The following is a 13058-nucleotide window of genomic DNA, read 5'->3' on the forward strand; positions in this document are numbered from 1 at the left end:
AGGAATTCTATTTCCTTACAAATTTTAATCAATTACTTTTTCAAAGGATAAATTTCCTGCTGAATAAAATCCTTTGGAAATTCCTTTTCCCCATGAAAACCTAATTCTATATCTCTACCATCGGAAGGAATGTGGTTTGTTTTAAATAAATAATCCCATAAACTCAAGGAAATTCCGAAATTGACACCATATTTATTGGGTAATTTTTTGCTGTGATGCCAAATGTGCATTTTCGGATTGTTGAATATGTATTTCAAAAATCCGTAATCCCAACCAAGATTGGCGTGGTTTAAATGTCCAATGGCAATGGTGATAAAATGAACGATGAAAATCTCTTGTAAATTGGCGCCACCAATCAAGATTATTGGCAAATACAAAACCGTTTTATAAACGATAGGTTCTAGCCAATTGTACCGGAAATGTGCCGCAAAACCCATTTCTTTTACACTGTGATGGGTTTTATGAATATTCCACAAAAATGGAACACTATGCAAAAGCCGATGAACATTCCATTGGATGAAATCTACTACAATAAAAATGATGATAAGCGATAAATAAGTTGGTAATTTCGAAAGATCAAAGAGCTGAATAGAAACCAATTGTAAGCCGAATATATTGAGGAAATCATTTAACAATTGTTCTGTTACATTAGATAATGCAATCAGCAATATTAAATTAAGAATAAAAAAATTGAAAAATAGATAGCCTAAATCAAACCAAAAATCTTTTCTGAAAATTCTTTGGTTTTTCCGCCAAGGAAATAGAATTTCTAGAAGCCAAACCACGAGTGAAATCGCGATTAATCCGTAGAAATAATTGTCTAATTTCCAATACAAAACCTCATCTATCAGATAATTAAAATAACCTGAATACGAGTTTTTTATAAGTTCTAAATAGTTTTCCAACTTTAATTTATGTTTTAAAATTTAGCGTAAACACCAAAATTAATTGTCGGGGCCAAAGGTGCATTATCTATACCTGTTGCGCCAATTACGCCCAAATTTGCTCCAAATTTATCTTTTTGAAATTCATAATTTCCCTTTATTCCGATAGCATTGTATGTTTGACGATCTAAATAAGATGGCCATTGCGCAGTATCATTGATAAAAGCGTTTTCTTTGTTCACAACATTTTTGGTATCTAAAAGAAAAATTAAATGACCGTCTTTTATTATTTCATACCCAACTTCTAGGCTCGCTTTAAAAAAATCTGAATAATCATTAGTCATATATCCGTAACCGATATTTCCGAAGTAATACCATTTATTTTTGCTAGAACCTACCGTTACATAAGGTAAAAAAGTAGAAGCATTAAAACCTGTAGACAGACCAATATTTTCATCAATTTTAATAGAATTAGCTGAATAAATAGCACCTGTACTAATTTTCCAAGTTTTATCAGAAATTTTATATTTCAAACCAACTGAAACATTTCCTAAACCAGAAATGCTTTCAGAATTGCTGCCATTTTTTACACTGATAGATTTATAAGGAATCATCACAAGTGCTTCTAAATTTTTTGCAAGTCCGTATTCTGCATAAATCTGCGTGGTAATATCGCTTACATCTGCACCGATATTGACTTCTGAACCATCATATTGAAAGGAATCGTAGAATAATCCAGTGACACCTACTTGCACAAAAGCTTTACCTTGATCTCTTGTCCACGGACTTTGAGCGCTGATAAATATAAATCCTAACAGGAATAAAGTAAGAGTAATTTTATTTTTCATAAATTTTTATATTTTGATAATAATTGCTTTTTTCTAAATCTTCGAAGGTGTCGATGTCATTTAAAGATACTAAAAATTCTACGTATTGGTTTTTTAAATCTTTCAAAGTATCATCTAAAACGGTTTCTGTTCCCCAGTTTTTATGCTGAAAAATTTCTGGAATCACTTTTTTCAAACCTAATAAATAATATCCGCCATCTTCTGCCGGACCAATAACGACCTCACCATTTTCCAATTTCTCGAAAGCTTCGTCAACAATTTTCGCTTGCAAGTCAAATAAATCGCTTCCAACGATGATGCAGTTTTTGTAACCCTGATCAAACAATTCTTGAAAAGCATTTTGCATTCTTTCACCTAAATCTTTGCCCGATTGCAGTTTTTTTGAATAAATTTCATCTGACCAAATATCATTTATAATAATGTTTTGGTCATAAAAAACAAACTTATCACCATCTAAATTTTGGGTTTCAGATTTTGTATGAAGCAATAATTCTTTGTAAATCTCTAAGGCTTTTTCATCACCAATGGTTTTAGCCAAACGGGTTTTCACTTTTCCCAATTCAGGATTGCGGGTAAAAATTATCAGTGCATTATTTTTCATAAACCTTCTCTCCTTTTTTCAGATATTTGCTCCAATTCTTATCGAAAGTGTGAATTTTTTCAGTTTCTAAATTATCTTTATCAACTACTTTATTGCCTTTATTTTTCCACTCGAAAATACCGCCATATAGATTTTGTACGTTTTTATAGCCCAATTTCTTCAATTTATCGCCAATGGTTTCACTTCTAATGCCGATAGAACAATAGACTACAATATTTTCATTTTTATTCGGGAAATCTTTTACAAATTTTTTGCTGTCAAATTTATCATAACCGATATTTACAGCATTTTTTAGATGGCTAACATTAAATTCTTTTGGTTCTCTGGAATCTAAAAAAGTGTAATTTTTACCTTTTGCAATATCATCCACATAAATATAGGCCACCGTATTTTTGTTCATTTTTTTCAAAACTTGCGGAATTGTATTTTGCGAATAACAAAATATTGATAAAAGCAGAAAAAATATAAGGCGAAATTTCATAAAGATTTATTTAAGAGTTTAGACGGGGGAAATAATGATTCCTGACATAAAAATATGTAATAATATTTTATATTTAAGCAAAAATCGTGAACAGCTTCAATATAAACAACAAAGTAGAGAAAATTTTTAAAAACTCGCCTTCACTTGCATACTTCCTATATGTATCGTTCTTTCTCCAGAATTTCTACCTTCGTAGTTCACATCCAATTGAATAAAGGAATTGATGGATTGCTGCAAAAATAAACTCCAAACTTGATTTTTCCCAGGTTTCAAACCATCCAACATTTGATTGCCAACAATTGAGAAGTTATTTCCGGTAAAATCATGATTTATAAATGAAAAATTGGCGCGCACAGATGTTTTTTTGCGTTCCCATTGCAAAGTTCCAGTTAAATCTATAGTCTTCAAAAACTCTTCTCCATCCAGTCTTTTTTTCTGTCGAAATGCCGAAGAAAGTTCTGCTTGTATAGCATCTGTAAATTTATATGTTCCCTTCGGTTTGCTTTCTATATTGCTCAGTTCGTAATTTCTAGAAGAGAATAATTGCGAGGCATTTTGAAGTTGGTACAAGCCATTTTCCCAATCTATTCGAAATACTTTGCTGAAAGTGTACCCAACATTCACCACATTTGAAAGTTGATCTCGCTCTTCATTACTAAAATTTGCATTGATTAAATTGGTATTGGAAGAGAAACGATAGTTACCATTCCATCCAGATTTTTCGGTAGGATTAAATTGTGCAGAAGCTAAAAAACTTTGATTTTTCAAAATCTGATCCTCATTCTTCTCGAAAGGATTTAAGATTAAAACTTTATCTTTTTTAAAGAAAGAATTTTGAGAATTTAAAGATAAATTAAAATTCCAGCGTTTCAAAAAATCGTTTTCGGATTTTAAAACTATAGAAGGATTTACAAATAATGCCAATTTTATTTGATTTTTGTTAGACGGAATATAGCGGACAGAATTAGTATAAATCCTTATATATTGCGCCAAATCTACATACTCTGCAATTTCAAATTCGTCTATTTGTTGGATTCCATCTCCGTTATAATCGGTCCATTTGTAGACACCTTGCCCATCAATCACTTTTATATATTGAAATTCTCGTTGCGCTTCTTGTCCATTTCCGAGTTCATAAAATGCTTGCAAACGCATTCCATTATCAAATAATTGTTGATTGTACAGTAAATTTCCGACCACAAAATCTCTATTGAAAATTTGAACATCGGTTTGATTTTCATAATAGAATTTTCTATAATGAACCAAAGCATTTAAAGTTGTTTTTTCCGTTTTGATGAGCTGACTTTCTAGCATCAAGCCCAAAATCTGGTTTCTATTTACCAATTGATTGTTTTGCACAGAATCATTATCACGAAAATACACTTTTGTGAGGAGTTTGATGCGTGCAGAATCTCCTATTTGCTTTTGCAGAAAAACTTCTTTCCAGCTGAAACTTGTAACGTCCAAAAGATTTGTTTGGTTAAAATTTTTCACGTTTCTCTCCAAGCTTCCACCTGTAGACCAGTTGCCTTTTGAGCCTTGTAAAGTAGTAGAAAGTGCAGCTCTGGCAAATTTCGTATCTTGAAGTTCAGATTTCGTATCTAAATAAGAAACATTTCCTACGGTATTAAATTTACCTTTCAGCCAGCCAAAATCCAGATCATTTTTTAATCCTTTATAAAAATTTTCTTCTTTTAAATAGTTAAATTTGTAATTGATAAAGCTTGTTGCGCTCCATTTATTTAGAAATGTGAAAATAAATCTATTTTGAGTTCTGCCATTAAATTCTTGTTCAAGATTAAAATCACGAGAAAATTCTACATCATTTATTCTATCTAAAATTCTAAATTGAGAACTGATATGCTGATACTCAAACGAAGGAGTTCCTTGCCATTCATTTTTCTTGAAGGTTTTGTAGCCAAAGATTCTGGCAGCGTATCCAAGATTTTCCACCGCATCTTTTGAAGAGAAAAGATTCACATCATAATTGCTAAAAGAAACATCTGTACCTATTTTTCCATCTTGTAAATTATATTCTGCATTTCCAGAATATACTTGTGTTTTCTGTGGAGAAGGCAATTTTCGCACGGCTTTATAGTCTCCCAAATTGTTGCCTACAAATTCAAAAACTCTACCATTGTTTGTAGTCTGTTTCAATATATAATCACCTTTTTGCGTTCCAAAAAAGGTAAAAGCTACTTGATATAAAGTCAGATTGGCATCATTAGAAAATTCAAAATAAGTTCCTAGATTATCGGATTTTAATTGATACAGAATCTTGTTCACATCGTATTCAGAAATTACGCCAGAAGGAGCAAACATCAAATCTTGATTATTACCCGCATCAGCAAGTATTTTCTGATCTTCTTCTGTTAAATTTAAAGCGAGTGGCGCATTTTTATTATCATTTTCTAAAAACCATTGGAAGCCAGCGCGCCATTTTTCTCGTTGATGTTTTACAGAACCTGTAATTAAATACCTAGAATAATTTCTATTGGTATAATTGTAAGAGATTGTGATAAAATTCTGCTGGAATATTGGTCGAAAACTTGTAAAAGTGATTTCTCCCGTATTATAATTGATTACATAATCTAGATTTTCGCCACGTTTCATTAATATGCCATCTATAAAAACCTGTTCAGAACCAGAAATAATGGTAATGAATTGTTCGCCATTTTTTCCAGACAAACGATAAGGTCCTTGATTTCCTTCCACACCTTGAAATCTTATTCTAAAAAATTCGCTTCGTGCAACACCACCCGCAACATCTATAAAGGTTTTATTTTCTGTACCCAATTTCGTTTGAAATCTTAAGCCTAAACTACGTCTTTGGTAGCGTGCAAAGTAGGTTTCTTCTTCCAGCAAATCTATATGGCCCGCTCTTAAAATAGAATTTTGTTTAATATTTAACTGCAGATAAATTTTATCAAACTCTTCTAAAGTTTGAGTATAACCATCTGCTTGTATTGGCAAATTGCTATCTGAAATAGAGGCTAAAATAGAAATATCTGGTGAAAGTTTGCCAGAGATTTGCAAATCTAGAGAACTTTGAACAGAAGAACCTTGATTATTACCAAATGTGATACCTCTTACAATAGAACCTTTTGAATTGAGATCTCCCAAAATTTTAGCACGAGAATTTTTGGTAAGTATGGCTTCATCATAAACTATTTTATTTTGAAACTTCACAAAATCCATAGTATCTTTTGCAAAGATGTCTCTTTCTATTTTGGCGGCAAGAACGCTATCTTTTTTTAAGGAGTCTTTCGGGAAATTGGGGTTTTTCCACGTGAAAATTTGAGCATCAAAAAAATTGAAAACCGAAAGAAAAAAGATAAAAAAAAGTAATTTTTTGTTCAAATTTATATAAAAGTTTAGCCGCGTAAAAATAACGAAAAATTGCGGTTTCTATTGTTAACGAAAATTATTATAAAATTTTAAATAAAGCTATTTCAAATCTGCCATATTTTGTAGATTTGCCGCAATATTAAAATAAAATAATTATTATGAAAAAACTTTATTCTTTAGTAGCAGTTGCGATGATTTCCGCTGCTTCATTTGCACAAACTGCAACATTCAATTTTGGTACTCAAGGCTATGCAAATGCTCAAGTAATTTCATCAGGAGTTGTTGATGCTAACGTTAGTTTCACTACGTCGCAAAATACAGGTAGTAATCCGCCTACATATTATACTACTGGAGCAGCTATTAGATTCTACGCTGATTCTAGTACAGGAATTGGTGGTGGAATGACATTAACACCTGCAAATGGAAAAAAAATTACAAATTTGGTAATTAGCGCAGTATCCTCTACTTATGCACCGCAAATAAGTTATAGTGTTGATGGAGGAAGCCCAGTCTCTTTAACTGCCTCATCAGCAGGAATTTACACTATTTCTGGAATTAATGCAGTATCTTCACTTACATTCTACAATAACATTACGGGTACTTCTACGCAGTTAAGAATTCCATCTATTGAAGTAACTTATACTGGTTCATTAGCTGTAAATGATATTAAATCAATCAAAAATACTTTCGTTAAAAATACATTAGTAGAAAACGAAATTAATTTTGGTGCAAAAGCAGAGGTGAAAATCTTCTCTACAAATGGGCAAATTGTAAAATCTGCAAGCGTTTCTGAAAATAAAAGTTTAGAAGTTTCTGATCTTGCTCCAGGAATGTACATTGTTACAGGAATGGTAGATGGACAAGCAGTTTCTACAAAAATCGTGAAGAAATAAAATATTAACTTTACGTTAAGTCTAGCCGCTCTTTTTTTAAGAGCGGTTTTTTTTTGTAAATTTGGGGTAGTATTAATTAAATCTTTACAAATGAAAAAAATTTACCTTCTATTATTAATCGTTTTTACAACGCTTGGATTCGCACAAACCTACACTGCGGATTTTGAAGCAGAAACAAAATCCAGTTATGCATCTGCAGATTTGGATATTGGTACACCAGCAATAAATTGGAACCTGACAGAAACTGTGATTGGAAATTTATCCAATGATTGGTTTAATGGTACAAAAAGCTTGAGGTTTAGAGGTTACGCTGCCTCTGCTGCTACAATGAATGCCAATAAAGCTGGAGGAATAGGTACAATCTCTTTCTCTTACAGACAATATGGTACAGATTCTCAACTTCCTTACAATGTAGATTGGAGCTCAAATGGAACTACATGGACAACCATTGGGACAATCACTGCTACTGCTACAGTTCAATTATTTAGTTTTTCACTAAACCAAGCCAATGCAAGAATAAGAATAGTAGCTGTTGGTGGCGCATCATCCAACCAAAGAATGAATATTGATGATATTTCAATCACAAACAATGGAGCTGTTGGAAGTCCAACACTTGCTGCAAATCCTACTTCTGTTGATTTCGGAAATCAAGCTACTTCTACAGCATCTGCAGCAACATCTGTTTCTGTGATAGGAAGTTCTCTTACGGTTGTACCAACGTATGCTATCTCTGGTACAAATGCAAGTATGTTTTCCGCAACGGGAACACTTACAGTATCTGGTGGTACGCTAAACGTAAATTTCACACCTACATCTATTGGTGCAAAAACAGCAACACTAACCATTACTTCTGGAGCGAATACTTCTACAGTTTCCCTATCTGGTAATGGAGTAAGTGCAGGAAATCCTTATGGTTTAAATGATGGAGCACCACTAAACATGTTGATGGAAAACTTTGAAAGTGGAACCGCAAATACAACGGCAAATCCTACCGGATGGATTAATGTTGCAGAAAACGGAAACAGAACTTGGGATACAAAAGCTTTTGGAGGAAATCAATATGCACAAATGAGCGCCTTCAGTGGTTCAGGAGTTTATAAAGTATTGCTAATAAGCCCAGCTGTAAACTTAAACAATATCAACAAGACAAATGTAACCTTTGATTGGAATTCAGGTTTTGCTAATGGTGCTACATTGGATGTATACGTTATTAAACTAGTTGGTGGTGTGATGCAAAAAACTTTATTGCAAAGCATAAATGATACTACGAATAGTTCTGGTTATGGAACTACTTTTAATACCGTAACTCTTAATCTTTCTGCTTATTCTGGTACTGGATTTTTAGCTTTCGAATACAATGGTGATGCTGCTTCTACAACTACAACATACCAAATAGACAATGTGAATATGCCAACTACATTGGGCGTTTCAGATTTACAGAATATTAAAAACACTTTCGTGAAAAATACTTCCGTTACCAACGAAATTAATTTTGGTGCAAAAGCAAACGTGAAAATATTTTCTATGAACGGACAGCTTGTAAAATCTGCAAACGTATCTGAAACAAAAAGCTTAGAAGTTTCTAATCTTGCTTCGGGAATGTATATCGTTACTGGAATTGTAAACGGTGAGGCAGTTTCTACAAAAATATTGAAGAAATAAGTATAAAATACTTCCTTATAATTTATTTAAAAGTTGTTCAGAAATGAACAACTTTTTTTTAGTAATATCCTCTCCTTAAAGTATTTACCAAAGAACTAAAGTTTAATACCAAAGAAAACCGTACCCTGCTAAAATAGTCTTTGAAACTAGGTTCAAAACCTAAAGTAGAATATACTGGAAGAAAGAACTCTATAAAATCTGGGATTATTTTCACCTTAACTCCAGTATCATAAATGAATTTAGATGGTACACTTTTGTTTTTATAAAATCCTACATCTGCATACACATCAAACAATTTCCAGACGTGAGAATTTACATTTACACTTGTGATAAACTGGTTTGCGGTTGTATCTATAAAAGATTTAAAACCAGCATCTGCCAATATAAACTGCTGAGAAAGAATACCAGAAGTTGCGCTTTGGCCAACTAAATTATAGCTAAAAGAATAATTGGAAACCCGAGAAATTCCAAAATCAAATTCACTATTTCTTGTATTATTTTCTAAAAAGTATCCCGCGAAAAGGCGAAAACTCATTTTTTTATTTTTTGCAAACTCCCATCTGTAAAAGGCTTCTGCAGAAATTTTATTAAAATCTTCCATCAATTGATAGCTCGTACTGAAATATTTTTCGTGAATCAACTTATTGTCAGAATATCCAAAATTCACATTAAATAAATTATACTTATCATATTCATTATTTAAAATTGCACGTGCACTCAAATCTTTTTCAAAATGATTGTACGAAAGAGAAAAACTTCTATTGATGGCGCTCCTAGGGTTTTTTGCCCAATCTATAGATGCAAATGCTGAATATTTTTGGTAAGCTAAATCAAAATCATAATGAAAGAAGGAACCAGCAACACCGAAATTTAAACTTCTGAAAAAACTTTCTGATGGTCTTATTTTATAAACCACACTTCCAGAACCAGCAATTTCTTGGGTTCCAGTGCTGTAATAAGGCGTGAGCGAATATTCGAAATTTTGATCAAATAGAGATTTATTTTTAAAATTTAATCCTAGTAATATCCTATCATAAGCATTGAAAGCCAATCTTGGATTCAAATATATCTCATTATATTCTGGATTTGGAATATCTTTTAATAATTTAAATTTAATCTTTTTCATATTTGAAAAAATGCCCTTCGTGTACAAATAATTATCTCGAAGAGAAGATTCTGGAAAAGAATTACCTTCGTTCACTTCTATTTTATATGCATTTTTATCAGGAACTTCGTAGTATTCATCGGTTTTTTTTGAAGGAGTATCATACCAATAACTTTGGACTTCCCCATTTTCCGAAAATGTTTTTAATTGAAAGGGAACAGCAAGATTGGTATTTTTCTTAATCCGAACTAATAATTTCCCATCTTCTCTTTCAAAGCTTTTTGTCTTAAAATTAACGCGCTGTTTTTCAGAAATATACTCTTCAAAAAAATTAGATGAACCATTGCTTTTTGTAGATAGTTGATTCAAAAATTCTTCAGAACTGAGCAAAGCGTCTTTATTTTCAACTAAAAAATTTTTTAGAAAAGTTTCAAAATTGAGCTCACCCATTTTCTCGGCTACAAAATTAAATAGGCTCCCCGTTTCAAAACCACTGATTGCGTTGCTATTGAAGTTACTTAAATCTTTGAAATTCTCTCCAATTTTTTGATCAAGATTTTGTGTCATCATATATTGATAAGACAAACCATAACGGTCTGAAAGATTCAAATCTGATGCATGAAACAATTTTAAAGGTTTAATACCAAGCAATTTAGTTTCTGGTAATTTCCCCAAAAGTTTGCTTTCGCTGTAGAATTTTTTTAAATATTGTATTTCCAGATAGGATTGCAAACCATTCGTCATCCAATGGTTTTCATTTTTATTCACAGCAAAAGTTTCTTCCATCACTTTTTGAGAAAGAATGCTAAAATAATCTAAATCTACCTGTTCAGACTCTGTGAATAATTCAAAATTAAATTTCCAAAATTTGAGCGATTTTATGCCTACAAATTCTTCCTTATTTCTAAATTTTTCACTGATGAAAATTTTCTGCGGAAGACTTCCTGTTCTATCATTTATAAATTTTAAATGTAACGGGGCATAAAACTCAAGATTTTCTAGAATCTCGGCATTTACGTTATATCCAAAAACGACAGGAATATTTGCGCCATCAAGAGGTACATTTATTTTTTGAAATTTTGTTTTAGAAATAAAAATTTCTGGATCAGTTTTTAAAATTCCTTCAAAATAATTGGGTAGAATTTCGGGCAAATTGCTTTCGGCATATTCAGCATTTGGCAACTCGAGTTGTATTTTCCAATGTGTATTGTAATTGGCAGTTTCTTCTATATCATTATAAAATCTATCTTTTCTTTCTCCTTTTTCAAAACTATCTGGTACAAGAAAAAAATATTTCAGCGCAACTTGATTGGTAGAAATTCCATAACCAGTGAAAGATATGGAAGGTAATTTTAATGTATATTCTAAATGCAAATTTATACTTTCGCCAGACTGCAATGGTTTATTTAAGGAAAAATAAATATTTTCTTTGGTTAAATCTATTGCAGATTTAATGCTAAAATCATCACATCTGATGTCTAAACTTTCTAATTTCCCGAGCTCATTTTTGTTTGAAAAGTATAATTCTCTATCTCTATCTTCTAATTTTCTTTCAGATAAAGCGGTGCCTTTATTTTTGTAAGCCGCTATCCAATTGAGTAATTTGACTTCATTTACATCTGTTTGATTTTTATTGTGATAGACAATATCTTGCGAAACTATAAGCGTTTTATAATCCGAAGAAAGTTTGGCTTGGATGTAAATAGAATCTTGTTGTGCAGAAAATTCTGCAACAAAAACAAAAAGTAAAAAAAGGATGAGGTTTTTTTTCAAACAATATTTTAAAAGTGAACAAAGATAACAAGCTAAATTTTAAATATTTAAAACGCTTAATTTATATACGTTTACAATATTTTAATAGTTTACAAACTCGCTAAATATGCATTCCATCCTGCAATTTTGTATTCCAAAGATGCTTTTTCCGCATCGTCTGCTTTATAAATTCCTCTTCCAACGATAATGAAATCTGAATGTAAATTTTTGAAAACGTGCTCTGGCGTATTGTATTGTTGTCCTTTTCCGTCTCCTGCAGTTGCAAGATTTACACCGGGAGTGAATAGTAAAAGACTATCAGAAATTTCATTTTGACAGACACCTCCAATGATATTAGGATGCTCTATTGCTATTTTTTCTGCCTCGTTTCTGTAATGATTATCCGTTAATGTACCTTTTGAAGACATACCTAAAATAGCGACAATTCCGGAATTTAAAAAATATTCCATTGCAGCATAGCCACCAATTACTTGGGAGGTCACCAAATCTGCCCAACTAGAAATTCTGTAGATTCCGTAAGAATATTGTAATTCTTGCGTATTTCCGATATCTGCAAATTTCCGATCTTCCATCAGCAAAAAATCGTGCCTTTTTGCTATTTCTAAAAGCGGAACAATTGTTTTTTCATAATCAAAATCTGTAATGATATCGATGTGCGTTTTCAAAGCAACAATATTAGGCCCTACTTTTTCTGCCAAAGAAAGCAATTCAGAAGTTGTCAAAACATCTGCTGAAGCAATCAAGTTGGATTTTTTTGCGATCGCAATGTTTATCAATTTTTGAGAAATATGATGTTGCGTTTCTTTATTTTTTTCTTCGTAAGATTTTCTTGTTCTCTTTTCAAACTTAACAATATTCCCTTCCAAAAAATCTTTGATTCTTGCAATCTCATCGTCCATCAAAAGATTTTCTTCACTCAACATTTCACAAACTTCTGTAATGTTGAAAAGCGTATGCACATTGTAGCCTTTCTCTTCTAGCATTTCTTTTCCACCTTGTTGGCGATCCAAAACAACTACAATATCAGAAACTGTGATTCCTTCATTTTCAATCTCGGGTATGGTTTCCAAAAGAGATTTACCAGAAGTAATGACGTCTTCTACCAAAAGACAGTTTTGTCCTTTTTTATAAATTCCTTCTATCAACTTTTTCGTGCCATAGCTTTTCGCCTCTTTTCTTTTGATGATTAAGGGAATATAACTTTCTAGCGACATTGCCGTTGCCATTGGAAGCGCAGCGTATGGAACACCACAAATTACATCAAAATTATCCAATGGAAGCATTTCCAAAAGATAGTTTGCTAAATGTTTCAAAATTTTTGGATCTGAAGCTAATGGTCTTAAATCTACATAAAACGGACTTTCAATACCGCTTTTTAAGGTAAATTTTCCAAATTTTATGATGCCTAATTGATAACATTCTAGAAAAAATTGTTTTTTGGTCTCCATTGATTTTTGAATTTT

The 13058-nt window shown here is 31.9% G+C and carries 9 protein-coding genes; 2 read left to right on the forward strand and 7 right to left on the reverse strand.

The genetic code is table 11. The features are described from left to right. Positions 1-32 precede the first annotated feature (32 nt). The 5 genes from HNQ03_RS09995 to HNQ03_RS10015 form a co-directional block, all read right to left on the reverse strand. Positions 33-905: a sterol desaturase family protein gene (locus HNQ03_RS09995; protein WP_173779538.1), complete on the reverse strand. Its 873-nt coding sequence runs from the start codon at positions 903-905 to the stop codon at positions 33-35. A gap of 14 nt (positions 906-919) precedes the next feature. After that, positions 920-1732 carry a hypothetical protein gene (locus HNQ03_RS10000; RefSeq protein ID WP_173779539.1) on the reverse strand — a complete coding sequence of 271 codons (813 nt, stop codon included), beginning with the start codon at positions 1730-1732 and terminating at the stop codon, positions 920-922. After that, complete coding sequence (locus tag HNQ03_RS10005) at positions 1722-2333, reverse strand: TIGR04282 family arsenosugar biosynthesis glycosyltransferase (RefSeq protein ID WP_173779540.1); 612 nt, start codon at positions 2331-2333, stop codon at positions 1722-1724. Before HNQ03_RS10005 ends, HNQ03_RS10000 begins: the two co-directional genes overlap by 11 nt. Further along, entirely contained in the window at positions 2323-2733 is a 411-nt protein-coding gene (locus tag HNQ03_RS10010; RefSeq protein ID WP_317170368.1) for a rhodanese-like domain-containing protein, read from the reverse strand. Before HNQ03_RS10010 ends, HNQ03_RS10005 begins: the two co-directional genes overlap by 11 nt. Positions 2734-2940: 207 nt before the next feature. After that, on the reverse strand, positions 2941-6012 hold the full coding sequence (locus HNQ03_RS10015) for a hypothetical protein (RefSeq protein WP_226927489.1): 3072 nt from the start codon (positions 6010-6012) through the stop codon (positions 2941-2943). 308 nt (positions 6013-6320) lie between these two features. Here HNQ03_RS10015 and HNQ03_RS10020 point away from each other — a divergent pair, with 308 nt between their 5' ends. Next, complete coding sequence (locus HNQ03_RS10020) at positions 6321-7055, forward strand: T9SS type A sorting domain-containing protein (protein ID WP_173779542.1); 735 nt, start codon at positions 6321-6323, stop codon at positions 7053-7055. Positions 7056-7145: 90 nt separating this feature from the next. Next, positions 7146-8717: a T9SS type A sorting domain-containing protein gene (locus HNQ03_RS10025; protein WP_173779543.1), complete on the forward strand. Its 1572-nt coding sequence runs from the start codon at positions 7146-7148 to the stop codon at positions 8715-8717. Positions 8718-8775: 58 nt separating this feature from the next. Here the strand turns inward: HNQ03_RS10025 and HNQ03_RS10030 are convergent, their stop codons facing one another. Then, positions 8776-11595 (reverse strand): aminopeptidase, encoded by a 2820-nt coding sequence (locus HNQ03_RS10030; RefSeq protein ID WP_173779544.1) that lies wholly within the window; start codon positions 11593-11595, stop codon positions 8776-8778. Positions 11596-11684: 89 nt separating this feature from the next. Next, positions 11685-13043, reverse strand: a complete 1359-nt coding sequence (pyrF, locus tag HNQ03_RS10035) for an orotidine-5'-phosphate decarboxylase (protein ID WP_173779545.1) — start codon at positions 13041-13043, stop codon at positions 11685-11687. Positions 13044-13058 lie beyond the last annotated feature (15 nt).

Origin of the sequence: Frigoriflavimonas asaccharolytica (assembly GCF_013294015.1) — a bacterium.
GTDB classification, from domain to species: Bacteria; Bacteroidota; Bacteroidia; order Flavobacteriales; family Weeksellaceae; genus Frigoriflavimonas; species Frigoriflavimonas asaccharolytica.